Source organism: Streptomyces sp. BBFR102, assembly GCF_051397025.1.
GTDB lineage: Bacteria > Actinomycetota > Actinomycetes > Streptomycetales > Streptomycetaceae > Streptomyces.
In genome coordinates this window covers 3,270,623-3,297,410 of sequence record NZ_CP195757.1, presented here as the reverse complement: position 1 = coordinate 3,297,410, position 26,788 = coordinate 3,270,623, and the positions used below count along the sequence as shown (strand labels likewise).

The 26,788-nt window shown below is 72.9% G+C and carries 25 protein-coding genes, 2 tRNA genes and 1 pseudogene; 16 read left to right on the top strand and 12 right to left on the bottom strand.

Annotated elements, in window-relative coordinates; genetic code table 11:
* Window positions 1-90 precede the first annotated feature (90 nt).
* The 3 genes from ACSLIC_RS14695 (at window position 91) to ACSLIC_RS14685 (ending at window position 4,780) form a co-directional block, all read left to right on the top strand.
* The gene (locus ACSLIC_RS14695) at window positions 91-1,767 is read left to right on the top strand and encodes an FAD-dependent oxidoreductase (protein ID WP_436738140.1); all 1,677 of its coding nucleotides are present in this window, start codon (window positions 91-93) and stop codon (window positions 1,765-1,767) included.
* Between the two features lie 197 nt (window positions 1,768-1,964).
* Window positions 1,965-3,233 carry a tRNA uracil 4-sulfurtransferase ThiI gene (gene thiI / locus ACSLIC_RS14690; protein ID WP_436738139.1) on the top strand — a complete coding sequence of 423 codons (1,269 nt, stop codon included), beginning with the start codon at window positions 1,965-1,967 and terminating at the stop codon, window positions 3,231-3,233.
* Window positions 3,234-3,298: 65 nt separating this feature from the next.
* Window positions 3,299-4,780 (top strand): DHA2 family efflux MFS transporter permease subunit, encoded by a 1,482-nt coding sequence (locus ACSLIC_RS14685; RefSeq protein ID WP_436738138.1) that lies wholly within the window; start codon window positions 3,299-3,301, stop codon window positions 4,778-4,780.
* Window positions 4,781-5,051: 271 nt separating this feature from the next.
* Here the strand turns inward: ACSLIC_RS14685 and ACSLIC_RS14680 are convergent, their stop codons facing one another.
* The 4 genes from ACSLIC_RS14680 to ACSLIC_RS14665 all read right to left on the bottom strand — a co-directional run bounded on the left by ACSLIC_RS14680 (window position 5,052) and on the right by ACSLIC_RS14665 (window position 8,918).
* Window positions 5,052-5,825 carry an SGNH/GDSL hydrolase family protein gene (locus ACSLIC_RS14680; protein WP_436738137.1) on the bottom strand — a complete coding sequence of 258 codons (774 nt, stop codon included), beginning with the start codon at window positions 5,823-5,825 and terminating at the stop codon, window positions 5,052-5,054.
* A gap of 394 nt (window positions 5,826-6,219) precedes the next feature.
* Window positions 6,220-6,534: an SCO5918 family protein gene (locus ACSLIC_RS14675; protein WP_436738136.1), complete on the bottom strand. Its 315-nt coding sequence runs from the start codon at window positions 6,532-6,534 to the stop codon at window positions 6,220-6,222.
* Between the two features lie 188 nt (window positions 6,535-6,722).
* Window positions 6,723-8,267, bottom strand: a complete 1,545-nt coding sequence (locus ACSLIC_RS14670) for a DEAD/DEAH box helicase (RefSeq protein ID WP_436738135.1) — start codon at window positions 8,265-8,267, stop codon at window positions 6,723-6,725.
* Between the two features lie 447 nt (window positions 8,268-8,714).
* Window positions 8,715-8,918 carry a cold-shock protein gene (locus ACSLIC_RS14665; protein WP_436738134.1) on the bottom strand — a complete coding sequence of 68 codons (204 nt, stop codon included), beginning with the start codon at window positions 8,916-8,918 and terminating at the stop codon, window positions 8,715-8,717.
* Window positions 8,919-9,512: 594 nt separating this feature from the next.
* Between ACSLIC_RS14665 and ACSLIC_RS14660 the strand changes: the two genes are divergently transcribed.
* Window positions 9,513-9,863 (top strand): MerR family transcriptional regulator, encoded by a 351-nt coding sequence (locus ACSLIC_RS14660; protein ID WP_436738133.1) that lies wholly within the window; start codon window positions 9,513-9,515, stop codon window positions 9,861-9,863.
* A gap of 37 nt (window positions 9,864-9,900) precedes the next feature.
* Here ACSLIC_RS14660 and ACSLIC_RS14655 read toward each other — a convergent pair whose 3' ends face one another.
* Window positions 9,901-10,446 (bottom strand): ATP-binding protein, encoded by a 546-nt coding sequence (locus ACSLIC_RS14655; protein ID WP_436738132.1) that lies wholly within the window; start codon window positions 10,444-10,446, stop codon window positions 9,901-9,903.
* 638 nt (window positions 10,447-11,084) lie between these two features.
* Between ACSLIC_RS14655 and ACSLIC_RS14650 the strand changes: the two genes are divergently transcribed.
* The 3 genes from ACSLIC_RS14650 (at window position 11,085) to ACSLIC_RS14640 (ending at window position 12,444) form a co-directional block, all read left to right on the top strand.
* Window positions 11,085-11,161, top strand: a tRNA-Met gene (locus tag ACSLIC_RS14650).
* 398 nt (window positions 11,162-11,559) lie between these two features.
* Window positions 11,560-12,150 carry a TetR/AcrR family transcriptional regulator gene (locus ACSLIC_RS14645; protein WP_436738131.1) on the top strand — a complete coding sequence of 197 codons (591 nt, stop codon included), beginning with the start codon at window positions 11,560-11,562 and terminating at the stop codon, window positions 12,148-12,150.
* Between the two features lie 153 nt (window positions 12,151-12,303).
* Window positions 12,304-12,444 (top strand): hypothetical protein, encoded by a 141-nt coding sequence (locus tag ACSLIC_RS14640; protein ID WP_436738130.1) that lies wholly within the window; start codon window positions 12,304-12,306, stop codon window positions 12,442-12,444.
* Between the two features lie 203 nt (window positions 12,445-12,647).
* Here ACSLIC_RS14640 and ACSLIC_RS14635 read toward each other — a convergent pair whose 3' ends face one another.
* Window positions 12,648-13,247, bottom strand: coding sequence for a TetR/AcrR family transcriptional regulator (locus tag ACSLIC_RS14635; protein WP_436738129.1), 600 nt, complete (start codon window positions 13,245-13,247; stop codon window positions 12,648-12,650).
* 99 nt (window positions 13,248-13,346) lie between these two features.
* Here ACSLIC_RS14635 and ACSLIC_RS14630 point away from each other — a divergent pair, with 99 nt between their 5' ends.
* The 3 genes from ACSLIC_RS14630 to ACSLIC_RS14620 all read left to right on the top strand — a co-directional run bounded on the left by ACSLIC_RS14630 (window position 13,347) and on the right by ACSLIC_RS14620 (window position 16,145).
* Window positions 13,347-14,369, top strand: a complete 1,023-nt coding sequence (locus ACSLIC_RS14630) for a zinc-binding dehydrogenase (RefSeq protein ID WP_436738128.1) — start codon at window positions 13,347-13,349, stop codon at window positions 14,367-14,369.
* Entirely contained in the window at window positions 14,366-14,968 is a 603-nt protein-coding gene (locus tag ACSLIC_RS14625) for an NADPH-dependent F420 reductase (RefSeq protein WP_436738127.1), read from the top strand. The genes ACSLIC_RS14630 and ACSLIC_RS14625 overlap by 4 nt, the downstream gene beginning before the upstream one ends.
* Before the next feature lie 64 nt (window positions 14,969-15,032).
* Window positions 15,033-16,145: an alkene reductase gene (locus ACSLIC_RS14620; RefSeq protein ID WP_436738126.1), complete on the top strand. Its 1,113-nt coding sequence runs from the start codon at window positions 15,033-15,035 to the stop codon at window positions 16,143-16,145.
* Between the two features lie 55 nt (window positions 16,146-16,200).
* On the opposite strand, the gene ACSLIC_RS14615 is transcribed toward ACSLIC_RS14620, so the two are convergent.
* Together ACSLIC_RS14615 and ACSLIC_RS14610 are read right to left on the bottom strand one after the other, a co-directional pair.
* Window positions 16,201-16,485 carry a DDE-type integrase/transposase/recombinase gene (locus ACSLIC_RS14615; protein ID WP_436738125.1) on the bottom strand — a complete coding sequence of 95 codons (285 nt, stop codon included), beginning with the start codon at window positions 16,483-16,485 and terminating at the stop codon, window positions 16,201-16,203.
* Entirely contained in the window at window positions 16,478-16,699 is a 222-nt protein-coding gene (locus tag ACSLIC_RS14610; protein WP_436738124.1) for an IS3 family transposase, read from the bottom strand. Before ACSLIC_RS14610 ends, ACSLIC_RS14615 begins: the two co-directional genes overlap by 8 nt.
* Between ACSLIC_RS14610 and ACSLIC_RS14605 the strand changes: the two are divergent.
* A pseudogene (locus ACSLIC_RS14605) lies at window positions 16,666-16,898 on the top strand (tyrosine-type recombinase/integrase); the annotation flags it as partial. The gene ACSLIC_RS14610 and the pseudogene ACSLIC_RS14605 sit on opposite strands and share 34 nt — an antisense overlap.
* Before the next feature lie 73 nt (window positions 16,899-16,971).
* Here ACSLIC_RS14605 and ACSLIC_RS14600 read toward each other — a convergent pair.
* Window positions 16,972-17,045, bottom strand: a tRNA-Thr gene (locus tag ACSLIC_RS14600).
* A gap of 255 nt (window positions 17,046-17,300) precedes the next feature.
* Between ACSLIC_RS14600 and ACSLIC_RS14595 the strand changes: the two genes are divergently transcribed.
* From ACSLIC_RS14595 to ACSLIC_RS14575, 5 genes are all read left to right on the top strand, one after another.
* The gene (locus tag ACSLIC_RS14595) at window positions 17,301-18,437 is read left to right on the top strand and encodes an ABC transporter ATP-binding protein (protein WP_436738123.1); all 1,137 of its coding nucleotides are present in this window, start codon (window positions 17,301-17,303) and stop codon (window positions 18,435-18,437) included.
* Between the two features lie 245 nt (window positions 18,438-18,682).
* Complete coding sequence (locus ACSLIC_RS14590) at window positions 18,683-19,093, top strand: hypothetical protein (RefSeq protein WP_436738122.1); 411 nt, start codon at window positions 18,683-18,685, stop codon at window positions 19,091-19,093.
* Window positions 19,090-19,845, top strand: a complete 756-nt coding sequence (locus ACSLIC_RS14585) for a nucleotidyltransferase family protein (protein ID WP_436738121.1) — start codon at window positions 19,090-19,092, stop codon at window positions 19,843-19,845. Before ACSLIC_RS14590 ends, ACSLIC_RS14585 begins: the two co-directional genes overlap by 4 nt.
* Window positions 19,846-20,059: 214 nt before the next feature.
* Window positions 20,060-21,406 (top strand): hemolysin family protein, encoded by a 1,347-nt coding sequence (locus tag ACSLIC_RS14580; RefSeq protein WP_436738120.1) that lies wholly within the window; start codon window positions 20,060-20,062, stop codon window positions 21,404-21,406.
* Window positions 21,403-22,434 carry a CNNM domain-containing protein gene (locus tag ACSLIC_RS14575; protein ID WP_436738119.1) on the top strand — a complete coding sequence of 344 codons (1,032 nt, stop codon included), beginning with the start codon at window positions 21,403-21,405 and terminating at the stop codon, window positions 22,432-22,434. The genes ACSLIC_RS14580 and ACSLIC_RS14575 overlap by 4 nt, the downstream gene beginning before the upstream one ends.
* Window positions 22,435-22,536: 102 nt before the next feature.
* Here the strand turns inward: ACSLIC_RS14575 and ACSLIC_RS14570 are convergent, their stop codons facing one another.
* From ACSLIC_RS14570 to cysS, 3 genes are all read right to left on the bottom strand, one after another.
* Entirely contained in the window at window positions 22,537-24,111 is a 1,575-nt protein-coding gene (locus ACSLIC_RS14570; protein ID WP_436738118.1) for a hypothetical protein, read from the bottom strand.
* A gap of 175 nt (window positions 24,112-24,286) precedes the next feature.
* A complete protein-coding gene (rlmB, locus tag ACSLIC_RS14565) occupies window positions 24,287-25,225 on the bottom strand; it encodes a 23S rRNA (guanosine(2251)-2'-O)-methyltransferase RlmB (RefSeq protein ID WP_436738117.1) in 939 nt (312 codons plus the stop codon).
* Window positions 25,226-25,362: 137 nt separating this feature from the next.
* Window positions 25,363-26,763: a cysteine--tRNA ligase gene (gene cysS, locus ACSLIC_RS14560; RefSeq protein ID WP_436738116.1), complete on the bottom strand. Its 1,401-nt coding sequence runs from the start codon at window positions 26,761-26,763 to the stop codon at window positions 25,363-25,365.
* Window positions 26,764-26,788: the final 25 nt, after the last annotated feature.

Below are 26,788 nucleotides of genomic sequence, written 5' to 3'. Positions count from 1 at the left end.
GCCCCACGCGGTCCGCGTCCTGGACGGGCCCGCGCCCCCCTCCTGGCCCGGGGCCGCCCCGGGCCCGTACGACCGAGCCGGAAGCGGACCATGACCTACGCCATCACCCAGACCTGCTGCAACGACGCGACCTGTGTCGCGGTGTGCCCGGTCAACTGCATCCACCCCACCCCCGAGGAACGCGCCTTCGGCAGCACCGAGTTGCTGCACATCGACCCGCGCTCCTGCATCGACTGCGGCGCCTGCGCCGACGCCTGCCCGGTCGACGCGATCTTCCCGGTGGACCGCCTCAAGCCCGCCCACCGCGCGTACGCGGCCCTCAACGCCGCCTACTACGACGAGGAGGCGACCGGGAAGCCGGCGGGCGCCGAGGAGCCCGCGGCGGCCCAGGCCGAGCGCACCGGCCCCCTCTTCCGCGCGTGGGACGCCCCCGGCTTCGCGCGCACCCTGCCCGCCGACTTCGGCCCGCTGCGGGTCGCCGTCGTCGGCACCGGGCCGGCCGGGATGTACGCCGCCGAGGACCTGCTGCTGCACACCGACGCCCAGGTCACCCTGGTCGACCGGCTGCCCGTGGCCGGCGGCCTGATCCGGTACGGGGTGGCGCCCGACCACCCGGCCACCAAGAAGGCCGGCGACGCCTTCGCCCGGTTCCACCACCACCCGCGCGTCCGGATGCGGCTCGGCCTGGAGGTCGGCAAGGAGCTGACCGCCGGGGAACTGGCCGCCCACCACGACGCCGTGGTCTACGCGGTCGGCGCCGCCACCGACCGGCGGCTCGGCATACCCGGCGAGGAGCTGCCCGGCTCGGTCTCCGCCACCGGCCTCGTCGCCTGGTACAACGCCCACCCCGACCATGCCCCCGACGCCGTCTCGCTCGACGCCGAACGCGTCGTCGTGGTCGGCACCGGCAACGTCGCCCTCGACGTCGCCCGCATCCTCGTCGGTGACCCCGACGCCCTCGCCGCCACCGACATCGCCGCCCACGCGCTGGACGCCCTGCGCGGGCGCCGGGTCCGCGAGGTGGTGCTGCTCGGACGCCGGGGCCCCGAGGACGCCGCCTACACCCGGACCGAACTGCTCGCCCTCGGCCACCTGGACGGCGTCGACCTCGTCGTCGACGACCACGACCCGCGGACCGGCGCCGCCATCGACGCGGCCGGGCCGCTGGACAAGGCGGGCCTGCTCGGCGGGGTGACCCGCACCGCCGTCGACTGGACGCGCCCGCCCGAGCCGGGCCGCCGCATCGTCCTGCGCTTCCACTCGGCGCCGCTCGCGCTCACCGGGGAGTCGGCCGTCACCGGGGTCCAGGTCACCGGCGGGACCGAGATCCCGGCCCGGTTGGTGGTCCGCTCGATCGGCCACCGGGGGGTGCCCGTGCCCGGGCTGCCCTTCGACGAGGCCACCGGGACCGTGCCGCACGAGGGCGGGCGGGTGCACGGGCACACCGGCGCGTACGTGGTCGGCTGGATCAAGCGCGGCCCTACCGGCGGCATCGGCGCCAACCGGGCCTGCGCCGCCGAGACCGTCACCACCCTGCTCGCCGACGCGGTCGCGGGTGCGCTGCCGGCGCCGACCGGCACCGCCCGGGAGTTCGCCCGGCTCGCCCGGCGCCGCAACCGGCGCCTCGTCGACGCCCGGGGGCTCGCCGCCATCGAACGGGCCGAGCGGGAGAGGGGGCAGCGCGAGGGGCGGGCCCGCACCAAGTTCGCCACCGTGCCCGAACTGGTGGCGGCGGCCCGCCGCGGCAGACCGCGACTGCCGGGCTGAACCCGGGTCCGCGCGGGGCGGCCCGGCGCGAGGCGGCGGGAAACCCACGGTCCGGTCCTTCCGCGCCGCCTCGCGATGTTTCACGTGAAACATCACACGTCGGGCGGCCGGACGGGCCCGGGCGGCTCACGGGAGAGCCCTCTAACCTGGACGACGGCCCGCCCGACCGGCGGGGTTCTGTCCCGCGAGGAGTAACCGTGAACGCCGTCGTGCCCGCCCAGGGCGTCCCCGATCTGGCCGGCCCCGTACCGATCGGGCCCTGCGTGCTGCTGAAGCACGGCGAGGTGTTCCTCAAGGGCCGCAACCGGCACCTGTTCGTCGAACGCCTCCACGACAACCTCCGCGGCGCCCTGCGCGGCGTCTCCGGCTCCATCTGGATCAAGGAGATGCAGAACGTCACCGTCCTCGGCGGGGACGCGCCCCAGGACGAGCTGATCGAACGGGCCCGGCGGGTCATGGGCTTCGTCGCCGTACAGCCGGCGATGCGCGTCGAGACCACCGAGGAGGCGATCATCGCCGCCGCCGTCGCCGCCCTGGACGGGGCCGCGCCCGGCACCACCTTCGCGGTCCGCGCCCGCCGCCGCCACAAGCCCTTCCCGCTCACCTCCACCCAGCTCGAACGCCTCGTCGGCGCGCGCATCCAGGAGGCCCACGGCCTGCCCGTCGACCTGACCCGCCCCGACATTCGCGTCGAGGTCGAGATAGACCGCAAGGAGTCCTACGTCTCCGGCCTGCGCCACCCCGGCCAGGGCGGACTGCCCGTCGGCACCAGCGGGCGCGCCCTCGTCCTGCTCTCCGGCGGCTACGACTCCCCGGTCGCCGCCCACCGCGCGATGCGACGCGGGCTGCGCTGCGACTTCGTCCACTTCACCGGGGCGCCCTACACCAACGCCGCCTCCGCCTTCAAGGCGTACGCCCTGGCCCGCGAGCTCAACCGGTACCAGCCGCCCGGCAAGCTCCACATCGTCGCGCTCGGCCACGCGCAGAAGCAGCTCGCGGTGGCCGGGGCGGGGCGCTTCCAGGTCGTCGGGCAGCGGCGCCTGATGGTCAAGGCCGCCTCCGTCCTCGCCCGGCGACTGCGCGCCCAGGCGCTCGTCACCGGGGACGCGCTCGGGCAGGTCGCGAGCCAGACGCTCAGCAACATGGCACTCGTCGACGAGGCCGCGACCCTGCCCGTGGTGCGACCGCTCATCGGCTGGGAGAAGCAGGAGATCATCGACGAGGCCCGACGGATCGGCACCGCCGAGATCTCCGTCCTGCCGGACGAGGACTGCTGCCAGCTCCTCGCTTCGCGCCAGGTGTCGCTGCGGACCAAGCTGGAGGATGTCGCCGGGTTCGAGAAGCGGCTCGACACGGACGAGCTCATCGAGGAGATGCTGGCCTCCGCCCAGGTCATGAGGCCGACCGCCGACGAGGCCGCCACGCCCGCACCCCCGGCCGCCCCCTCGACCTGCGGCACGGTCTGACCCCGCCACAGCCGCACCCCCCGGGGCACCGACACGTCCGACCAGCTTCCACAAACAGGAGAAAAGTGACCACCGGCGTCGCACGCACCACCGCCGTGACGGGCAAGAACGGGATCGACCCCGCGGAGATGCGAGTGATCTCGCTCCTCCTGGTCGCCGCGTTCGTCGCGATCCTCAACGAGACCACGATGGCGATCGCCATCCCCGACCTCAATGCCGCCCTGGGCATCCCGCCCGAGTCGGGCCAATGGCTCACCAGCGCGTTCTTGCTCACGATGGCCGTGGTCATCCCCACCACCGGCTACATCCTGCAGCGATTCACCACGCGACAGGTGTTCCTGGCGTCGATGGCCGCGTTCTCAGTGGGTACCGCCCTGTGTCTGCTCGCACCCGGATTCAGCGTCCTGCTCGTCGGCCGCGTCGTCCAGGCCGCGGGTACCGGCATCATGCTTCCGCTGCTCACCACGACCATGATGAATGTCGTGCCGCCCCATTCCCGTGGGCGGATGATGGGCCGGGTCGGCCTCGTCATCTCGCTCGCCCCGGCCATCGGCCCCACGATGTCCGGACTCGTCCTCGACTCGTTGAGCTGGCGCTGGCTGTTCGGAATCGTCCTCCCCATCGCGCTGATCGCACTGGGGCTGGGCGCCAAGTGGATGACCAACCTCGGCGAGACGACGGACTCACCCATCGACGTGCCGTCGATCCTCCTGTCCGCGCTCGCGTTCGGAGGGATCGTCTACGGGCTCAGCCAGTTCGGCAAGGCCCCTTCGGAGGGGGCAGCCGGGGGGACCTCGAACGCGCTCGTGTGGGTCGCCCTCGTGGGCGGGCTCGTGGCTCTCGGCCTGTTCGTGTGGCGGCAGTCGCACCTTCAGAAACGAGACGGCGCACTTCTAGATCTACGCGTGTTCACGTCCCCGACCTACACGTTCTCCGTCATCATCATGGCCGTCGTCGCTCTGTCGATGTTCGGCACGTTCGCGCTGCTGCCCCTGTTCCTCCAGACGGTCGTCGACCTGTCCGCGACGGAGTCCGGGCTCGTCCTGCTGCCGGGCTCGCTCCTCATGGGTGTGCTGGCGCCCGCCATAGGCAGGATCTGCGACGCGCGCGGTCCCCGTGTGCTCCTGGTCCCGGGCACGATGATGATCGCGGCCGCGATGTTCGTGTACTCCACCGTCGGTACGGGGACACCGACGTGGACGCTCGTCCTCGTGCAGACCGTCATGTCCATCGGGCTCGCGGCGTCGTTCACCCCGATCTTCTCCGCCTCGTTGGGCTCACTGGACCGGCACCTCTACTCGCACGGTTCGGCCGCGCTCAACACCCTGCAGCAAGTCGGCGGTGCGGCCGGTACCGCCCTGCTCATCGCCGTCTACTCCGCGGCGCTGCACTCGGGCGAGGCCCAGGGGCTGCCCGTCGCGGACTCCGGTGCGTCCGGTGCGCGTACGGCGTTCCTCGTCGCCGCGCTCATCACGGTCGTCTCCGTCGTCCTCGCCTTCTTCGTCCGCAAGCCCGCGGACAAGGAGGCGGAAGCCCTGACCGTCTGACCCGGTGCGCGACGTACGAGGCACCCGTGCCGTCGAGGGGAGATGCCCGCATTCTCCACTCGCCGACGCGGGTGCCTCGTCGTTCGCCCCCCCCTTGGCCCGGAGGCCGCGCCGGCATCGGGCTCTCGGTGGACACCGTCCCACCGGTACCGCCTCAGTGATCGGCCTCCCGGCCGACGAGGCGGTCCGCACCCTGGAGAGGCAACGCCGAGGACGCTCCCCCGCCGGGCGGGGAGCCGTTGTCCGCGGCGTCGGCGTGGAGCGGAGCGGCTCACCCCTCGCCGAGGGGTGCGAGCGCCGGGCGCTTGGCCACGCGGCCGTCCGCCGAGGAACGGCCGCGCAGCCTGCGTCCCAGCCAGGGTCCGAGGAACCCCGCCACCCAGCGCGCCTCGGCGGTCAGGGCCCGTACGCCTCGTACCGGCGCCACGGCGGGCAGCGGTACGGCCCAGCCCCGGTCGCTGCCCGGGAGGGCGAGGGCGTGGGCGAAGGCCGCCGCGATACGGGCGTGCCCGAGCGGCGCCGCGTGCAGCCTGTCCGGGCTCCACAACCGCGGGTCGAGGACGACCTCCTCGCCGTACGTCTCCACCACCAGCACCCCGTGCCGGGCGGCAGCCTCGCGGATACGGGCGTTGAGCGCGGGGACGCGCGGCGCCAGCGGCCGGGCCAACGGCACCAGCCGCTCCATCGCCGGGAAGGTCAGGGTCGCGACCCGTGCCCCGGCACCGGTCAGCGCGGCGAACATGGCCTCCAGCTCCGCCGCCGTCGCGTCCGCGTCGAAACGGGGCCGCAGCAGATCGTTCATGCCCGCGACCACCGTGGCGAGGTCCGGCCGCAACGCGAGGGCCGCGTCGAGCTGCGTGGCCCGCACCTGCCCGGCCAACTGCCCCCGCACAGCGAGGTTGGCGTACTGGAGCCCGGGCCCGGCGGTGTCCAGCGACTCCGCGAGCCGATCGGCCCACCCCCGCAGCCCCCTCACCTCGTCGCCGTCCCCCAGACCCTCGGTCTGGCTGTCCCCCAACGCCACGTACCGCACCACCGCCGTCATCCCAACCCCTCCTGATCTCCACCCACGCCTTGCCCCACCCGCCAGAAGCCGAAGCCCGAGCCCACCTTCCCAGCCCGCCCGACCCCGACGCCACCTCCCAGCCCAGCCGACCCCGAGGCCACTTCCCCATCCCGGCCGGCGCTTGAGGCCCATCAGTGACCGGCCACGGCCACGGCCGACGGGACGAGACGAAGCCCGACCGAAGACAGCCCGATCGGCGCTTGAGACCACCAGCCCGACCGGCCAGGTCGTCCTCACGGCCGGCGCGGCGGTCCGGGCCGCCGAGGCCCGCTGAGCGGGCCGAACCGGCAGGGGCGGTGGCCGCCGGGGCAGACGAGAGCCCGGCCGGGCCTGTCGCGGGCGATCAGGTCCGGCCGGGCTCAGGTGCGGTGGATCAGCCCTGTTCCGGGGCTCCGCCGAGCTGAGCGGCGGCCGTCTCCACGGCGTTGCGCTCGATGGGGGCGGGCTCGGTGCCGGGGGCGGGGCGGCAGGTGAAGCCGAGGCGGGTCAGCGCCCGCGTCACCTCACCGGCGCTGAAGTCCCGCCGGTCCTGGCGGGTGATGACCTCCCCGACCTGCTTGACCGGGTAGTGGTGGCGGCCGATGATCACGTACTCGCCGGTGACCGGCTCGGGCTTGACGCCCTTCATCTTCGCCACCACCTCGCTCTTGACGAGGTCGAAGGGGAAGCGGGCGATGACACAGCGCATGGGTGCCTCAACTCACGGGGTTTCGAAGGGGGACCGGCGCCGGACAGCGCCCCCGGTCGGCCGGTCGGGGAAGGGGAGCGCGAGGACGCCATGAGCGTATCCGTCCGCACCCGTGACGGGCGAGGATTCGGGCAAGCGTTCTCCCCGCGGGCCCCGCCCGTCGTACGGCCCGGTGACCGGGCCGAGGCTCAAGCGGCCGAACCGAGCGACGAGGCGCCGCCCTGCCCGGCCGGACGGGCCCGCACGGCCGCCGCGCGCCGTGCCTGGGCCGCGGGGCTGCGCCGCCCGCGCGAGGAGGACGCGCCGCGCCGGGGCGAGGCGGGCGCGGGCGCCCGCACGGTGACGGGCACGCCGGAGGGCGTCCGGGCCCCGGTGATACGGGTCAGCTCGGCCTCGCCGGACCGTACCCGGGTGGTCTGCGGGGTGATGCCCGCGTCGGCCATCAGGCGGCTCATCGAACGCCGCTGCTCGGGCAGGACGAGGGTGACGACGCTGCCCGAGGCACCGGCGCGCGCGGTGCGTCCGCCGCGGTGGAGGTAGTCCTTGTGGTCGGCCGGCGGGTCGACGTTGACGACCAGGTCGAGGTCGTCGACGTGGATGCCGCGCGCGGCGACGTTGGTGGCGACCAGCGCGGTGACGTGCCCGTCGCGGAACTGGGTGAGGGTGCGGGTGCGCTGCGCCTGCGAGCGGCCCCCGTGCAGGGCGGCGGCGCGGACCCCGTTGCGGAGCAGGTGCTCGGTGAGCCGGTCCACGGCGTGCTTGGTGTCCAGGAAGAGGATCACCCGCCCGTCGCGGGCCGCGATCTCGGTGGCCAGGGTGTGCTTGTCGGCGCCGTGCACCTGGAGCAGGTGGTGCTCCATGGTGGTGACCGCGCCGGCCGACGGGTCGACGGAGTGGACCGTCGGGTCGTCCAGGTAGCGGCGGACCAGCAGGTCGACGTTGCGGTCCAGGGTCGCCGAGAAGAGCATGCGCTGCCCGCCCGGGCGTACCTGGTCCAGCAGCGCGGTGACCTGCGGCATGAACCCCATGTCGGCCATCTGGTCGGCCTCGTCCAGCACGGTGGCGCCGACCCGGTCGAGGCGGCAGTCACCCCGGTCGATGAGGTCCTTCAGCCGGCCCGGCGTCGCCACGACGACCTCGGCACCGCCACGCAGCGCCGACGCCTGCCGTCCGATGGACAGCCCGCCGACCACCGTGGTCATCCGCAGCCGCAGCGCGCGGGCGTACGGCGTGAGCGCCTCGGTGACCTGCTGCGCCAGTTCCCGGGTGGGGACCAGTACCAGCCCGAGCGGGCTGCGCGGCTCGGCGCGCTGCCCCTCCAGCCGGGCCAGCAGCGCGAGGCCGAAGGCGAGGGTCTTGCCGGAGCCGGTACGGCCCCGGCCGAGGATGTCGCGCCCGGCCAGCGAGTTCGGCAGGGTCGCCGCCTGGATCGGGAACGGCTCGGTGACGCCCTGGGCGGTCAGGCAGGCCAGCAGCGGGGCGGGCAGGCCGAGCTGGTCGAAGGCGTCGACGGGCGCCAGGGCCGGGGTGCCGGTGACGGGCGGGGCGAACTCGCCGCGGGCTCCGGCGCGGGTGCGCTCCCCGCCGGAGCGGCGGGCGCCCTGCGAGCCGCCGCGGCCCGCGGAGCGGTAGCGGTCGGGGTTGGTGGAGCGGGGGGCGCCGGCGCCCCGGTAGCCGCCGCCGGAGCGTCGGCCGGTGCGGTCGTCACTGCGACTCGCGCGGTTCTGGTTCATGGGAACCTCCTCGTTGCGGAACGCCGGGGAGTCCCGGCCGCGCGGAGCTGAAACGCGGAAGAGTCACCGATACGAACCGAAGAAAATGCGGGGCAACGCCGAGCAGCCGAACAGCTGCGCGGGTCGAACATCCGGAATGCGCGAGGGAGGCGTCGCTACGCCGGTGACGCGCTCGCGTACTGCCGTGAAAGGCCCGGGAAGAACGGGGCCGGGTGTGCTGTGCGACCACTCGCGGCGTCGCGCGCGAAGCGCGGCGAGGCGGGCATCGAATGCCTGGGCGGTGCGGGGATCGCGGTCGTCCCGCTCACCGGTGGAGCGGGTGCGCCGGTCGGGGCGCGGGTGCGCCGGACGGCGCGGGCGGGGCCGTTGGGCCCGCCGGGGGAAACGCACGAGCTGGGGCCCGCACCCAAGGTGCGGGCCCCAGCTACATCGGCGCTGGGCCGGTCGTCAGGAAGCGACGATGTTCTCGGCCTGCGGGCCCTTCTGGCCCTGCGTGACGTCGAAGCTGACCTTCTGGCCCTCGACGAGCTCCCGGAAACCGGTGGCCGAGATGTTGGAGTAGTGGGCGAAGACGTCGGCGCCGCCGCCGTCCTGCTCGATGAAGCCGAAGCCCTTTTCCGCGTTGAACCACTTCACGGTGCCAGTAGCCATGTCAAATTCTCCTTCGGGGCAATTCACCGGGAACGCACTGTGCGTATCCCGCGCCGCCGCGATGATTACCCCGCCCGGAGATAAATCCCCGGAAATACACAAGCGTTCCCGCTGATGGCCGTCGATTTCTCGACGGGGCCCTCCGCGAAGGAACGTGAAATTCTGGCAACCACAACTGCAACTCGACCGACACTAGCACGCACGCTCCGGCGGCACAGGAGCCGAAAGCGCTCATTCCGCCGGCCCCTGGGGATTTCCGTCCGCTGCCCCGTGAGGAAATCCGCACCCGCCGCGCCGCCTCTTTCTGCATCAGCCGTGACAGATATTCGGCGGCCGGCCTCCAGGGTCCCGTCGGCGCCCCCGCCCGCCCGGAGCCGCGAGCCGACAGGGGGTACCCACGACGCGAGGGATCGAACCCCACGACACTCCGCCCAAAACTGTCACGGCCACGTTAGACATGGGCCCTCCCCGGAGTTAGCCTTTTTCTTCCGGGTGCTGTGATCCGCCGGAGTCCCGAGCCCCCCGCGCACAGCGGAACGGCCGGGGAGGACTTCCTTCGGAAGGAGCAGCGATCCGTCCCACGAAGAGGTGCAGGTGACCCGAAAGACCCCGCCGGACCCGGCGGACAAGTTCGACGACGAGGACTACCCCGCGTACACGATGGGCCGCGCCGCCGAGATGATCGGCGCGACCCCGGCGTTCCTGCGGGCCGTGGGCGAGGCCCGGCTCATCACGCCGCTGCGCTCCGCCGGCGGCCACCGACGCTACTCGCGCTACCAGCTCCGGGTCGCCGCGCGCGCCCGGGAACTGGTCGACCAGGGCACACCCGTCGAGGCCGCCTGCCGCATCGTGATCCTGGAGGACCAGTTGGAGGAGGCCCTCCGCGTCAACGAGCGGCTGCGCGGCGCCGCCTCGGTCCCCGGTGGCGAGGACCCCCGCGACTGAGCCCCCGCTGCGCCCCGGCCGGGCCCGCGGGAAGGACTCAGACCAGGGGCAGGACGGCGGTCACGCGTTTGCCGCCGGCCGGCAGCAGCCGTACCGAGACGTCCCGGGCGAGGCGGTGCACGAGCGGCCAGCCGTAACCGCCGACCATCGGGCGGTCGGGGTCGAAGGGCTCGTCGGGACGGGTGGTGGTCGGCACGGCCGAGCTGGCGTCGCTGACGTGCAGGGTGAGATCGGTCTCGCCGAGCAGGATGTCGAAGCCGGTGAGGCCGCCACCGTGCCGAATGGCGTTGGTGACCAGTTCCGAGGTGACCAGCAAGGCGTCGGCGACGACCACGGAGTCGGCGTCGTGCGCGACGTCCGGGCCGAAGCTGTCGCACAGGGCCCGCTGGACCCGTTCGCGGGCCGCACGCGCGGTACCGGGTACCCCCGGCCCGCCGGACCGGGGCTGCCGGTGCCGGGGCACTGCGACGATCCGGGGCGCGTCGGCGGGGTGGGGCCTGCTGCCGGAGCGGTGGCCGTCGTCGGCGCGGGAGGGGCCCGGCCGGTTCTGGATCAGGTCCCCGTCGCCTTCATCGACTGTCACGGCTGCCCCCCTTGCGCGTCGGTGCGGCTGCTCGGCCCCGCGGCGGCACGGCCGGGCCACGACCCGGGGACGGGCCACGGGCTCGTGGATCTCGCCGGTGGCCACGGGGACGCACGGTGCGGTTCTCGCGGCCGGACTGCTTCTCCTGGCGTTCCACGAATCCCACTCCTCGGTTCGGACGTTCCGTTCCGTTCAGCGCTTTTTGCCACGATCCCCCGGTTCAAACGGGCGGCGCCCGAGGAGCGGAGAAATTCCGGTGCCTCTACCGGGAGCACGCGGAGAAAGCCCGGACACACCGGAGGAGCCGCCCGCCGAGGCCCGGATTCCGAGCCGGGCGCCGGGTTCCCACGCCCCGTTCGCCAGGCGGAATCCGCACGGCCGCGCCCCGCTCCCGACCGGCGGGGGCGTCCGGACGGGCGCTGCGGGACCCCGGATTCCCCGGCCCGAACCTGTGCTCTCCCGCAATTCTCCTTACGGACGAGGACACGCGGACGAAAGGGAAAGGCCCGCCGGGTGCCGGCGGGTCCCGGTGACCGCCGGCAGCCGCTCCAGATGCGACGCGCCTCCGGGCGGCGGACCGGCCGGAGGGCACCTGGTCAGGGACCACCCCGGCACTCGTGTACGGTGGGGTTTACCGACGCGGGGTGGAGCAGCTCGGTAGCTCGCTGGGCTCATAACCCAGAGGTCGCAGGTTCAAATCCTGTCCCCGCTACCACGATCCGGCCCCCGGGCGCACACAGCGCCCGGGGGCCGGGTGTTTTTCCGCTTTCCCGCCCGGGGCGCCCGCTTCCGGGCGGAACCCGGCGGGAGTTCGTTCCCCTCCGTCGAAGAACTCCGCGCCTCCCCCGGAGCCCCGCCCGTTCGCCACTCCGCCCCGTGCCCACGCGCGGCGGGACGAGGGCTCCCCCGCCGCCGCTCGTACCGCTCGCGCGCGAACGGGTGGGCCGCGGACTCCGTGGAGCCCTGGCGACCGACCGGAACAGTCTGCGGGAACCGGCGGGAAACTGGAACCGTTTTCTGGAATCTGCTTCCAGAAAGGGTGTTCTACCCTGAATCCGTCCCGCCTGTCCGTCCCGCGCTTCGCGCCGCCACACCCCGAGGACACCTCACTCGATGAGCCCGAAGCAGCAGCGCGGCGAGGCCACCGTCGAACGGGCCCTGGAGGCCGCCCTGTCCGTCTACGCCGAGGAGGGCGAACAGGGCTTCACCGTCGGCGCGATCACCCGGGCCGGCGCCCTGAGCCCCGGCAGCCTCTACCACCACTTCGGCAACCTCGACGGGCTCGTCGCCGCCCTCGTCCAGCGCTGGCTGGAGCGGCTGATGACCCCGCTGGCCGGCGCCCTGCTGGAGGCGGACTCCGCCCGGGAGGGCATCAGCGCCGCCGTCCGCGCCTACCTCGACTTCGTCCGGGACCACCCCGACGCCGCCCGCCTCCTGCACTCCGCCGTCGCCGACCGCCACGGCATGGCACACGCGAGGGAGCTGCGGGACACCCAGGAGGCCCGCCTCTCCCCGCTCGCCGCCTGGCTCCAGCACCGCATCGCCACCGGCGAACTGGCCCCGCTCTCCACGCCGTTGCTCGAATCCCTGATCCTCGGCCCGGTCGTCGCCACCGCCCGCCGCCACCTCACCCTCGCCGACACCGACCTCGACGAGGCCACGCGAGAACTGCCGGAACGGATCTGGAGCGCGGTACGGGGGTAGCACGGCGCCCTCGATGCCCCAGCATTCGCCAAGGCCACCCCGAGGGGAGTTTTCCGCCATTCTCCGGGGACGGGGTTCTCCACCACTCCCGCGCCCCGGCTTCCGCGCCCCAGCCCTCGCCTGCCGCGACGCGCCACTCGCGTCGAACTCCTTGTGCGATCACCCGCGGTCAAGGACGGCCTGCTCGGCGGGCTCCAGGTCTGCGGTGCGGAGGAAGTCGGCGGCCTTGCCCGGCTTGCCGAGGGTGACCGGCGGCTCCGGGCCGGGACGCCCTTCTTCGCCATGGGGGAGTGAGCGGGCGCGAACCCCCGTACTACACAGGTTCATTGGACCCGTCGGCCGCCTGCCGTCGGAGGTGCTCCTCCGGCAGGGTGGCGCGGCTTGATCCATCCGCCCGCCGTCAACTCGGTGCCAGGAGAGCGGAGTCCCACCAAGCTGCCGCGGCCGTGCGGCTCGCCGTCGGGCGGGACGACGCGGGGCTGACGGGCGCGAAGCCGTCAGTCGAGAGCGTGGACGCGGCAGGTCCGCAGGATCTCGTCGGACAGTTCGGGCTGGGCGTGGCTCACGGCGCGGGCGAGGGTCATCGCCCCTACGAGCCTGCTGAGCAGCAGCACCGCGCGCTCCCGCGCCTCCTGCGAGGTGATCTCCCCTTCGTGCTCGCGGGTGAACTCCTCGGCGAAGCCGGCGAGGTACCCCTCCACGCCGGTCGCGTAGGCGCGCTGGACCGTGTCGCTGTGCCGTCCGGCGTCGATGACCAGGGAGGCGGAGGGGCAGCCCCCGTCCGAGGCATCGCGGTGGGCTGCCGAAAGATAGTCGTCCACCACCCGCTTCAGTGGCGGGCCGGCGAGACCGGCGCCTTCCTCAAGGAGCTGTTCCAGGGAGCCCAGAGAGGCTTGGAACGAGGCGCCGCACGCCTCGACGGCCAGATCGCCTTTGGATGCGAAGTGGTTGTAGAAGCCTCCGTGGGTCAGGCCCGCTTCCTTCATCAGTTCGGCGATCCCTACGGCGTCGACGCCCTGCGAGCGGAACATGCGCCCGGCCGCCTCGACGATGTTCTTCCGGTTCCTGGCCTTGTCTTCCCTGGTGATCCGCGGCATGGCCGCCCTCCTGCGTCGGCAGTGTTTGACGTTTTCAATGTTACCCCTCATCATTCATTTTTAATGATGGCTGTCATCAAAGAATGGATGGAGGCGCCTATGCGCACCGTGGAGTACTCGCGGCAAGGGGAAGCCACGCAGGTGCTGGCGCTGAGGGAGACCCGCCGGCCGACCCCCGGCAGCGGGGAGGTTCTGGTTCGCCTGCTGGTCAGGCCTATCCACCCGGGGGACCTGATCGGGGTGGAGGGTCTGCCGGGACAGCCGGACCAGCAGTCGGGGGCCCGGACTCCCGGAGTGGAGGGGATGGGCGTCGTCGAGAGCGTCGGAGCAGACGTCCTGGCACCGCGCCCCGGGCAGCGAGTGGCGGTCTTCCCGGGGCCGGGAACGTGGAGCGACTTCGTCGTGGTCCCAGCCGATCTGGCAGTGCCGGTGCCGGACGGAGTCAGCGACGAGACCGCAGCCCTGATGCTGGTCAACCCGCTGACGCTGCTCATGCTGTACCGCGCGGTGGAGCACGCCCTGCGCGGGCAGGCGGGTCCGGTCCTCCAGACCGCCGCCGGCTCGTCCATCGGCAGGCTGGTCAGCGCGGCCGCGGCCCGGCACGACCTGCGGTTGATCAACCTCGTACGCAGCACCTCCGGTGCCGAGAAGGTGCGGGCGCTGCACCCCTCCCAGCCCGTGATCGCGACATGCGACGACGACTGGCGGGAACAAGTCCGCCTGCACGCCGGTGAGCGGGGTGTCCAGGTGGTCCTCGACTGTGTCGGCGGTGCCATGACCCAGGACCTCGCCGAACTCCTCGCCGACGGCGGCACCCTGATCCCCTACGGGCATCTGGGTTCCGGCACGACAACGCTGGAGGCACTGCCCCTCATGGCGCGGGCGCTGACGGTGCGGGGGATGTCGATACTGCGCTGGATGAGCCGCACCCCCGGGGAGCGGGCCCAGGACGTCGCCTTCGCCCAGGACCTGGCGCAGAGCACGCCGGACCTGTTCGAAGTCGCGGCCAGCTACGATCTCGCCGACTTCAAGGCAGCCGTCGAGCACACCCGTCGCCCTGCCAGGAGCGGAACCGTCCTGCTCACCACACCACGGACGGCCGGACACGGGGCCGCCCGATGAAGATCGGAATGCTCGGAGCCGGAGCGATAGCCCAGGCCATCGCCCGGCACGCGATCCGTCACGGCCACGAGGTCTTGCTCAGCAACAGCCGGGGGCCGACCTCCCTGGCCCCGCTGGTCAGGGATCTCGGCGCGCTCGCTGCAGCCGCGACCCCTGCGGAGGCCGCCACCGCGGACCTCGTCGTGCTCGCGGTCCCCTGGCCGCAGATCCCTGACGCCGTCGCCGGGCTCCCCCGCCTGGAAAAGACCGTCGTCATCGACGCAACCAACCAGTTCGCCTCCCGTTCCCCGGACCCGGAGATCGCCGATCTGGGCGACCTCACCGGGAGCGAGTACGTGTCCTCCCTGCTTCCCGGTGCGCGCGTGGTCAAGGCGTTCAACTCCCTCTACGCGCAGTTCATCGCACCCGATCCCCGCCACGAGGCGGGGCGGCAGGTGCTGTTCCTCGCCGGCGACGACGCCGATGCCAAGAACACCGTGCGCGACCTGACCTCCGAGTTCGGCTTCGCCCCCGTCGACCTCGGAACGCTGCGCGAAGGAGGACGCCTCATCCAACTCGGCGGTCCCCTGTCCGCCCTCCACGTCCTCAAGCAGGACTGATCCCAGCGACCGCTCGTGCTCCTCAAGCCCACGAAGTGCGGCTTCCGCCAGAAGAGAGACCTTCATGTCCCACCAGCCCTCAGCACCCGGCATCCAGCCCCTCCTACAGCCCGTTCGGCTGGGCGCGCTCAAGCTGCCCAACCGCGTCGTCATGGCTCCCATGACGCGCTCTCGGGCCGGCAACGAGGAGCTGGCCCCCACCGCCCTGCACGCCACCTACTACACGCAGCGCGCCGGCGCCGGCCTGATCATCAGCGAAGGGACCTGGGTCAGCACGGACGCGATCGGCTTCATCAACGTCCCAGGCATCTACACCGACGCCCAGACCGCCGGCTGGGCCGAGGTCACCCAAGCCGTGCACTCCGCGGGAGGCAGGATCGTCTCGCAACTCGGTCACGCCGGCGCCGCCTCCCACCCGGATCACCACGGCGGCAGGCTCCCCGCCGGCCCTTCAGCGATCAATCCCCACGAGATGTCCTTCACCCCCGACGGCCCGAAGGACTCCCTTACTCCACGCGCCCTGAGCGCCGCAGAGATCGCCACCACGATCGGCACCTACCGGCAGGCAGCCCTCAACGCCCTGCGCGCCGGATTCGACGGCCTGGAGATCCACGCGCAGGTGTCCCACCTCGTGGCCCAGTTCCTCAGCCCACGGCTCAACCAGCGCACCGACGCCTACGGCGGCAGCAGCGAAAAGCGGGCCCAGTTCCTCCTCGACATCGTGGACGCCGTCACCAGCGTGTGGGGCAGCGACCGCATCGGAATCAAACTCTCGCCCTACTGGAATCACGGACCTGCCTTCACCGCGGACGCCGAGACGCTGGACGAGTACGACCAGCTCCTCAAGCGCCTCGACGACAGCAACCTGGCCTACCTCCACCTCCTCGGCCCGGAACCCGGCACGGGAACCGACACCCTCACCGCATTCACCCGCTACCGCGCCCACTACCGCGGCGCCGTCATCGCCAACCTCGGCTTCACGCAAGCGAGCGGCAACGAGCTGATCGAACGGCAGTTGGCCGACGCGGTCTCATTCGGCGCCCCCTTCATCGCCAATCCAGACCTCGTCGATCGATTCACCCACGGCCACCCTCTCGCCGTCGGCAACCGCGACACCTACTTCGCGGGTGACGCGGAGGGATACACGGACTACCCCGCGGTGACCGGCTCCTACTGAAGATCCACCATCCTGACGTTGCTGGCGTGGGGACTGCAGGACGTTCGGCTCTGCCTCACAGGGCCAGGGCGTACTCAAGTGTGGTCAGGACCAGGTCGACGTCCGCGCGGGCGGAGGTCCCCCAGGCGACGACCCGGCGGGAGAGCGCGTCACGGATGGCGGAGAGCCACAAGGGCCCCTCGCCGGTGGAGACCATCGTGAGGTCGGTGACCCACAGCCGGTTCGGTGCGAGTGCGGTGAAGTCGCGCCCGACCAGGTCCGAGGCGGGCGTGGCCGTCGGGTCCCGGCGCGTGAAGCCCCTGGGGCGCGGGCTGACGCCCGCGATGCCGACCTCACGCATCAGGCGTTCGACGCTCGCGGCCCACCCGGGTGCCCTGGCGCCTGAGGACGGCGTGCACGTGCGGTGAGCCGTAGTTGTCGGCGGAGTCGGCGTGGATCTCCTTGATCCGCTTGGTCAGCTCGGCAACGCGGCGTTCGCGTGCGCGGGGTTCCTTCTCGGTGCGGCGCCAGCGGCAGGGCTCAGGCAGAGGCGCGGGAGGCGGCCGGCGGCCCATGGGAGGAGCACGCGGCGCGCTCTTCACCCGCGCGGACGGGCGCCCCCTCGACCCGCGCGCGGACTGGGCGGAGTTCAAGGAACTGCTCGCAGAGGCCGGGATCAGCGACCGGCGCCTGTACGACGCCAGTCGCCACACGGCCGGCACCATCCTCAACCAACTCGGGGTGGACATGCCGACCATCACCAAGGCGGCCCGCGCCCGCCTGCGGCGCCGCATCCGATAACACGAAAGGTGCAGGCCAGAGCATGTCTGGCCTGCACCTTCCACAGAGCCCCCTGTCGGATTCGAACCGACGACCTACGCATTACAAGTGCGTTGCTCTGGCCATCTGAGCTAAGGAGGCATGCCCGTGCAGTGTACCCATCGCGTGGGGAGCGGCCGGGTGGGTTTGGGCGGCGTGGGCGTAGGCGGGATCGTTACCGCTCAGGGCGTGATCCTTCTTCTCCGGGTACTGACAGGGACCCCCGCGAACCGATAGCTTCCAGGTGGTCCGCTTCGGTGGACTGGACCAGTCACCGTCGCGGGGGTCCCCGTGGCGGTTCACCTTCTTTACTCGGATCGTCCGGCACGTTCCTGCCGGTGAAGGGGGCCTGTCACCATGGCCACGGTTACGTTCGACAAGGCGACGCGCATCTACCCGGGCTCGGAGAAGCCCGCGGTGGACCAGTTGGAGATCGAGATCGCCGACGGGGAGTTCCTCGTCCTGGTCGGTCCCTCCGGCTGCGGCAAGTCCACCTCGCTGCGGATGCTCGCGGGACTGGAGGACGTCAACGGCGGCGCCATCCGCATCGGCGACCGCGACGTCACGCACCTGCCGCCCAAGGACCGGGACATCGCGATGGTGTTCCAGAACTACGCGCTCTACCCGCACATGACGGTCGCCGACAACATGGGCTTCGCCCTGAAGATCGCCGGCGTCAACAAGAGCGAGATCCGCGCCAAGGTCGAGGAGGCGGCCAAGATCCTCGACCTCACGCCGTACCTGGACCGCAAGCCCAAGGCGCTCTCCGGCGGTCAGCGGCAGCGGGTGGCGATGGGCCGCGCCATCGTCCGTGAGCCGCAGGTCTTCCTCATGGACGAGCCGCTCTCCAACCTCGACGCCAAGCTCCGCGTCTCCACCCGCACCCAGATCGCCTCGCTCCAGCGGCGCCTGGGCATCACCACGGTCTACGTCACCCACGACCAGATCGAGGCCATGACGATGGGCGACCGGGTGGCCGTCCTCAAGGACGGGCTGCTCCAGCAGGTCGACTCGCCGCGCAACATGTACGACAAGCCGGCCAACCTCTTCGTCGCCGGGTTCATCGGCTCGCCCGCGATGAACCTCATCGAGGTGCCGATCACCGACGGCGGCGTGAAGTTCGGCAACTCCGTGGTGCCGGTCGGCCGGGAGGCGCTGAAGGCCGCCGCCGACCGCGGCGACACCAGTGTGACCGTGGGTGTGCGCCCCGAGCACTTCGACGTGGCCGAGCAGAACAGCGCCGCGGCCGACGCCCTCTCCAAGGAGAGCTCGGACGCCCCGGCCGGCCTCGCCGTCACCGTGAACGTGGTCGAGGAGACCGGCGCCGACGCGTACGTCTTCGGCAGCGTGGACCTGGACGGCGGGTCGAAGGACCTGGTCATCCGCGTCAGCAGCCGCGCCGTCCCGGAGAAGGGCTCGACCGTGCACGTCGTCCCGCGCCCGGGCGAGCTGCACGTCTTCGCCACCTCCACCGGCGAGCGCCTCAGCGACTGACCCGAGGCCGCACCACCTCCGGCAGGGCCGGCTCCCCCGTTTCCACGGGCGGGGCCGGCCCTGCCGCCGTTGCCCGGCACGACCAGACCCCAAACCCCGGCAACCGGCCGAAACTCCCCCGAACCCCCGCGTACCGCACGCTTTCCCCACCCTCCGTCAACCCACACCCGGGAAAACCCGAGCGCCACAACCCGATCGAGTGACTAAATGTCGCCAAATCATCACTTGCCGCTACTCTCAGGCGCGTGAACCACACCGCTCGCCGCATCGGCCGCTCCCTCGCGCTCGTCCTCCCCGTCGTCCTGGTGCTGTCCGGGACGTTCGCGGTCACCCACGTCAACTGGTCGGGCGACCCGGCCGATTCCGTCCTCACCGCCTCGTCCGGGGACGCCTCCGTCCCCGCCAAGCCCCGCGCCGCCCACGACGTGCTGCGCGACAAGCTTCTCCTGGAGCTCCAGGAGAAGGACCCGGGCGAGGCGCTCACCTCCCTCCAGCGGGCCGTCGACCGCAAGCCCTCGCTCGCCCGGCACTGCGTCTCGCTCGCCCGCGCCCTCGGCAAGGCGGCCGTGAAGACCTACGGCGCCACCCGCGCCCAGTCCTTCGCCCGGCCCGTCTGCGACACCTCCTTCGCCTCCGGCGTCGCCCAGTTCGGGTGAGCGCCCCGGCACCCGCACCCGCCCCGCAGTCCCCGCCGGAGAGGCCCACGCAGGCGGTCGTCCTCGCCGGCGGGCAGGGCACGCGGCTGCGCCCGTACACCGACGACCGCCCCAAACCGATGGTGGAGATCCCCGGCACGGGGACGCCCATCATCGGGCACCAACTGGCCTGGCTCGCCGCGGAGGGCGTCACCGACGCGGTGATCTCCTGCGGGCACCTGGCCGGGGTGCTCCAGGAGTGGCTGGACTCCACCGAGCTGCCGTTGCGCACCCTCACCGTGGTCGAGCCGGAACCGCTCGGCCGTGGCGGCGGCCTCAAGTTCGCCGCCACGCGCCTGCCGGACCCCGGCGCGCCCTGGTACGCCACCAACGGCGACATCTGGACCCGCTTCCCGCTCGGCGAGATGGCCGCCTTCCACACCGAGCGGGACGCCCTCGCGACCCTCGCGCTGGCCCGGCCGCGCATCCCCTGGGGCGCCGTGGAGACCGACGCCTTCGGACACGTCACGGACTTCGTCGAGGCGCCCCCCTCGCCCTTCCACATCAACGCGGGCGTGTACGTCTTCGCCGCCGCCTTCACCGCGCTGCTGCCCGAGCGCGGCGACCACGAGCGGACCACCTTCCCTCGGCTGGCCCGCGAACGCCGCCTGGCCGGCTACCCGATCCCGCAGGGCGCCTACTGGCGGGCCATCGACACCGCCAAGGACCTCACCGAGGCCGCCGCCGAACTGTCCACGCATCCCGGCCGCTGAGCGGCGTCCCCGCGCAGCACACACCGCGCCCCGGCGCAACGACGCACACCACACGCCCGGCGGGAACGCTCTCCCCCGTCCCGGGCGTTGCCTGGGGACCGACCCAGCTCATAAGGAGAGAACGCGTGTCCGCCAGTCCGACGGACCCCCCGGGACCCAGTCCCCGACCATCCCGCCCTCATCATGACCAAGGCACTCGGCGGGGTGGTGTTCGATGAGTGCCGCTCTGGGCCTGCTGGCCGTCGTCCTGCTCACCGCCGGGACCGGCTACTTCGTCGCCCAGGAATTCGCCTACGTCTCCGCCGACCGGCTCAAGCTCGCCCGTGAGGCGGACCAGGGCGACCAGCGCGCGAAACGCGCCCTCAAGGTGCTGGAACGCCTGTCGTTCATGCTCTCCGGCGCCCAGCTCGGCATCACCGTGACCGGCCTGGTCGTCGGCTTCCTCGCCGAACCGTCCGTGTCGGCGCTGCTGCGGCCCGTCCTGGAAGGCGTCGGCGTCCCCGGCGCCGCCGCCACCGGCATCTCCGTGGTGCTGGCCTTCGTCCTCGCCACCGTCATCCAGATGGTGCTGGGCGAGCTGGCACCGAAGAACCTCGCCCTGGCCGTCCCCGAACGGCTCGCCAAGGCACTCGCCTCCTCCACCCTGATGTACCTGAAGGCCGTCGGGCCCCTGGTGCGCGTCTTCGACGGCGCCGCCAACGGCCTGCTGCGCCGGATCGGCATCGAGCCGGTCGAGGAGCTGCACCACGGCGCCACCCTGGAGGAACTGGGCCACCTGATCGGCGAGTCGCACGAGCGGGGCGAGCTGCCGAAGGACACCGCCCTCCTCCTCGACCACGCCCTGGAGTTCTCCGACCGCCCCCTCAAGGAGGTACTGGTGCCGAGGGCCGACACGGTCTTCGTACGCCAAGACGCGCCCGCCACCGAGGCGGTCGACCTGATCGCCCGCCACGGCCACTCCACCTACCCGGTCCTCGGCGACCACCCCGACGACGTCACCGGCGTCGTCGGCGTGCGGGAGCTGACGCACCACTCGGAGGAGTCGCTGGCCGCGACGACGGCCGGAGGGGTGGCGCGCGAGCCGCTGCTGCTCCCCGAGACGCTGGCGCTGCCCGACGCGGTCGAGCGGATGCGGGAGGCCGACGACGAGTTCGCGGTGGTCCTGGACGAGCACGGCGGCGTCGCCGGGATCGTCACCTACGAGGACATCGCGGAGGAGCTGGTGGGCGACATCGCCGACGAGTCCGACCGGGTCACCGACCTGGCCGCACCCGACGGTGCCGGCTGGCTGGTGGACGCCGGCCGCCGGGTGGACGAGGTGGCCGAGGCCACCGGGGTCCAGCTGCCCGAGGACGAGGCGTACGAGACGGTCGCCGGGCTCATCGTGGACCGGCTCGGCCGCTTCCCGGCCGTGGGCGACCAGCTCTCCGTCCGCCTCGGCACGGGGCTGGAGGCCGTCCTGGTGGTCCGCACGCTGGACCGGCACGTCCCGGACCTGGTGCGGCTGGAGACCGCCCCGGCGGCCACCGCCGCCAAGGCCCGTGAGGAGGGGACGGCATGAGTTTCCCCATGGCCCTGTTCGTCACCGTGCTGCTGCTGATCGGCAGCGGGTTCTTCGTCGCTGCCGAGTTCGCGCTGGTCGCCTCGCGGCGCCACCGGCTGGAGAAGGCCGCCGCCGAGGGCCGGCGGGGCGCGGGGGCGGCCCTCGCCGGGGCGCGGGAGCTGTCGCTGATGCTGGCCGGTGCCCAACTGGGCATCACCATCTGCACGCTGGGCCTCGGCTCGGTGTCGAAGCCCGCGATCTCGCACGCCCTCGACCCGGTCCTCAAGAGCCTGGGACTGCCCGCCTCGCTGAGCTACGGCGTCGCCTTCGCGGTCGCCATGGTCGTGGTGGTCTTCCTGCACATGGTGGTCGGCGAGATGGCGCCCAAGTCGTGGGCGATCGCCCACCCGGAGCGTTCGGCGATGCTGCTGGCGCCGCCGTTCCGCGCGCTGGTCAAGGCGGTCCGCCCGCTGATCCGGGTGCTCAACCTGGTCAGCAACGCCCTGGTACGGCTCTGCAAGGTCACCCCGCGCGACGAGATCACCGAGGTGCACAACCGCGAGCAACTCACCCAGCTGGTCGCCGAGTCCCAGCGGCTCGGACTGATCAGCGAGGACGACAGCGAGCTGATCACCAGCTCGCTCACCGAGCCGCTCTCCCCGGTCGGCGACCTCCAGATCCCGGCGGCCGAGATCGTCGCGGTCCCGGCCGACGCGGACGCCGAGACGGTACTGGCGACCGCCGCCGCCCACGACCGCAGCCGTCTGCTGGTCCGCGACGGCGAGCGGTTCATCGGCTCGGTGCACGCCCGGGACGCGCTCATCGCCCGCTCCCGGGGCCGCGCGGTGACCGCCCGCAAGCTGGCCCGCCCCGTCCCGGCGCTCTCCGCCGACGACACGGTGGGCCAGGCCATCGAGGTGCTGCGCCAGCGCCGCGCCTCGCTGGCCCTCGTCCACGCCCCGGCCGACCCGGCGTCCACCGTCACCGGCCTGGTCTCCCTGGACGACCTGCTGGCCCGCCTGCTGCACCCGCAGGGGGCGGCCTGACGGAGCCTGTGGGCCCCGGCGGCCGGAGACCTCCTCACCGCGAAGGCCCCGGGTACGTACGCGCGTACGTACCCGGGGCCTTCCCCGTACTCGGCGTGCCGGTCAGCCGAAGAGGCCGCCGACCAGCTTCGGGCCGCCGCCTCCGGAGCCGCCGTCGCCCGGGTCCTCGCCCGGGTCCTCGGCACCGCCGCCGTCGCCGGGGGCGGAGCCTCCCGGCGCCCCGGCGCCGCCGCCGGAGGAGTCGTCGCCCGGGCCCGCGCTGGTCTGCGGCGGGGGCTGCGGGGCGTTCTGCTGCGGCGGCGGGGCCTGGCCGGGGCCCTGGGTCTCGGCGGGGGCGGTGGTGCCGGTGCCCGCGGTCTCCTCCTGCTCGGTGCCGGCGGGCCCGCTGGTCATCCCGGCGGGGCCTTCCGTGGTGCCGCCCGAGGGAGCCTCGCCGACGCCGGCGGAGGCGTCGGGGCTGCCGGAGACCTGGCCGGACTCGCTGGGCAGCGGCACGCCGGGGACGCTGTTGCGCGGGGCCTCGCCGGGGCCGGGGACGACGACCCGGTCGGCGTCGCGGACGGCGCTGCCGAGCAGGGCGCCGAAGAGCAGGGTCAGCCCGACGGCGACGGTGGCGACGACCATGCCGCGCTTGAGCACCCAGCGCCGCAGCTGCCAGAGTTCGGCGCGCGGGCCGAGCTTGCGCCAGGCGTCGGCGGCGAGTTTGCCGTCGACCGACCAGACCGGGGCGCCCGCGATGATCAACGGGGTCCAGGCGGCCAGGTAGATGACGTCGGACATGGAGTAGACCGGGTTCGCGCGCCAGCTGACGGTGATCAGCAGCCCCGCCGCGAGCACCGCGCCCACCGAGGCGGCCAGCCGCTGCCACAGGCCGAGCACGGTCACCACGCCGACCAGGACCTGGAGGAAGGCGACCAGGAGGCCGACCCCGACCGGGTGGTGGACGGCGAAGCCGTGCAACGGCTCGGCGAGCGCCCACGGCTGGAGCGAGCCGAGCCAGCGCACCAGGGAGCCGCGCTCGCCGCCGTCGAAGTACGCCGGGTCGCAGAGCTTGCTCATCCCGGCGTAGGCGGTGGCGAAGCCGAGCAGGACGCGCAGCGGCAGCAGGACGACGCCGAGGTTCATCCGCCGGTACGGGTAGTAGGCGTGGCGCTCGGCGGAGCGGGCCTTGGGCCGGCCGTCCTGGTCGAGGTCGCTGCCGTCGCCGCCGTCGTACCCGTCGTGCTCGCCGTCGTAGGCCGGGGTGCCGTGGCCGGGGGTGTACGGGTCGTCGTAGGCGCTGCCGGCGGAGCGCATGCGGGGCAGCAGCGGTTCGCCGGGGGTGTGGCCGGTGAGGGTGGGGATCTCGCCGGTGGGGACGTCGTCGGGGTCCAGGCGCGGGATGACCTGGGTCGCGCCGGGCGGGTCGTCGCCGTGCCGGACGCCGGAGGCGCGGACCGCCTGGAGCAGGCCGGTGGTGGCGCCGCCGTCGCCGGGCGCCGCCCGGCCGGACCACACGACCGGCGCGCGGCGGCGGGTGACCGTACCGACGACGGGGATGCGCGCGGTGTCGGCCGACGCGTCGCCGGTGAGTCGCGAGATGCGCGGGGACTGCGCCTTCTGCGCGGAAGGGAGCTGTACGCGGAAACTCGCGTGGTTGACGATGACCTGCGCCGGGTCGCAGTGGACTTTCACCATGCTGAGCGGCGTGGGAGTTTCGTCGAACCCTGACGAGCGTCCCCCCGTGGGCGTGCGGGGCGTTCTGGTTTCCACGCTCATCTAACCGAGTGACGCGTGGTTTGGACACTGCCTTGACGCCACCGAATCTGTCCGGGCCCCGTCAAATGATCTTGAGGCCCGGACAGGAAGTGGATCAGGCCCGGCGGCGGGCCGCCTCGTAGAGGACGATGCCCGCGGCGACACCGGCGTTGAGCGACTCGGTGCCGCCCGGCATCGGGATGCGGACCCGGATGTCGCAGGTCTCGCCGACCAGCCGGGACAGGCCCTTGCCCTCGCTGCCGATCACGATGGCCACGGGGCCCCCCAGCGCCGGCAGGTCGGTGACGTCGGCCTCGCCGTCGGCGGCCAGGCCGACCACGATGACGCCTTCCTTCTTGTACGCCTCCAGCGTCCGCGTCAGGTTGGTGGCGCGGGCCACGGGGGTGCGGGCGGCGGCGCCGGCCGAGCTCTTCCAGGCACCTGCGGTCATCCCGGCGGCGCGCCGCTCGGGCACGACCACGCCGTGGCCGCCGAAGGCGGAGACGGAGCGGACGACGGCGCCGAGGTTGCGCGGGTCGGTGACCCCGTCGAGGACGACGACCAGCGGGTCCTGCCCGGCGTCGTAGGCGGCCGCCGTGAGGTCCTCGGCGTGCGCGTACTCGTACGGCGGGACCTGGAGGACGAGGCCCTGGTGGTTGAGGCCGTTGGTCATGCGGTCCAGCTCGGGGCGGGGGGCCTCCATGAGGTGGATGCCGCCGCGCTCGGCCGCGAGCGAGAGGGCGTCGCGGACCCGCTCGTCGTTGTCGATGAACTGCTGGACGTAGAGGGTGGAGGCGGGCACGCCGTCGCGCAGGGCCTCGTAGACCGGGTTGCGGCCGACGACCAGCTCGGAGGTGGAGCGCTGTCCGGGGCGGGCCTTGGGGCGGCGTGCCTGCTGCTTCGCCCTGGCGTTGGCCACGCGGTTCTTCGCGTGCCCCTTGCGCATCTCGGCGGGCGGGGTCGGGCCCTTGCCTTCGAGGCCGCGGCGTCGCTTGCCACCGCTGCCGATCTGCGCGCCCTTCTTACCGGACATGCGGCGGTTGTTCGCGGCCATGAGGTCTACCTGTTCCGTCGGGACTTGCGTCAATGAAGCGAGGTGGTGGTGCCCGGTGGTCCGGACACGCCGCCACCCAGTGTGCCGCCTCGCGGGCGGGGCGGCACACCGGGTGCGGTGAGGCAGCCGGACAGGCCCTAGCGGGGGCCGAGCGTCCAGCGGGGGCCGCTGGGGCTGTCCTCGATGACCAGGCCGGACTGCTGGAGCTGGTCGCGGATGGCGTCGGCGGTCGCCCAGTCCTTGCGGGAGCGGGCCGCCTCGCGCTGGTCGAGGACGAGGCGGACGAGGGTGTCGACGGCGCCGTGCAGGTCCTCGCCGCGGTCCGCCTCCTGGGCCCAGTGCGGGTCGTACGGGTCGAGGCCGAGGACGCCGAGCATCGCGCGGACCTCGGCGAGGCGGGCGACGGCGGCTTCCTTGTCGTCGGCGGCCAGGGCGGAGTTGCCCTGGCGGACCGTGGTGTGGATGACGGCGAGGGCCTGGGGCACGCCCAGGTCGTCGTCCATCGCCTCGGCGAAGGCGGGCGGCACCTCGGCGGCCGGTCCGGGGACCTTTCCGACCTTTTCGGTGACGCGCTGCAGGAAGCCCTCGATCCGCGCGAAGGCCGACTCGGCCTCGCGCAGCGCCTCCTCGCTGTACTCGATCATCGAGCGGTAGTGCGGGGTGCCGAGGTAGTAGCGGAGCACGATGGGGCGCCAGTGCTTGACCATCTCGGAGACGAGGACGGAGTTCCCGAGGGACTTCGACATCTTCTCGCCGGCCATGGTGACCCAGGCGTTGTGCACCCAGTACGTGGCGAAGTCGTCGCCGTACGCCTTGGCCTGGGCGATCTCGTTCTCGTGGTGCGGGAAGACCAGGTCGAGGCCGCCGCCGTGGATGTCGAAGGCGGAGCCCAGGTACTTGTGGGCCATCGCCGAGCACTCCAGGTGCCAGCCGGGGCGGCCACGGCCCCAGGGCGTCTCCCAGCTCGGCTCGCCGGGCTTGGCCGCCTTCCACAGGGCGAAGTCGCGCGGGTCGCGCTTGCCCGTCTCCCCCTCACCGGAGGGCTGGCGCAGCTCGTCGAGGTCCTGGTTGGACAGCTCCAGGTACCCGGGGAAGGAGCGCACGTCGAAGTAGACGTTGCCGTCGGCCTCGTAGGCGTGGCCGCGCTCGATGAGGCCGCGCATCATCTCGGTCATCTCCGGCACATGGCCGGTGGCGCGGGGCTCGTAGGTGGGCGGGAGGCAGCCGAGGGCGTCGTAACCGGCGTTGAAGGCGCGCTCGTTCTCGTAGCCGATCGCCCACCACGGGCGCTCCTGCTCGGCCGACTTCCTGATGATCTTGTCGTCGATGTCCGTGACGTTCCGGACGAAGGTCACGTCGTAGCCGCGGTAGGCGAACCAGCGGCGCAGGATGTCGAAGTCGAGCCCCGAGCGGATGTGCCCGATGTGCGGTGCCGACTGCACGGTGGCGCCACAGAGGTAGATCGAGACACAGCCCGGCGTCAGGGGGGCGAAGTCACGGATCTGCCGGGCGCTGGTGTCGTACAGCCGAATAGTCACGTCTCCCAGGGTAGTAGGCCCCGGG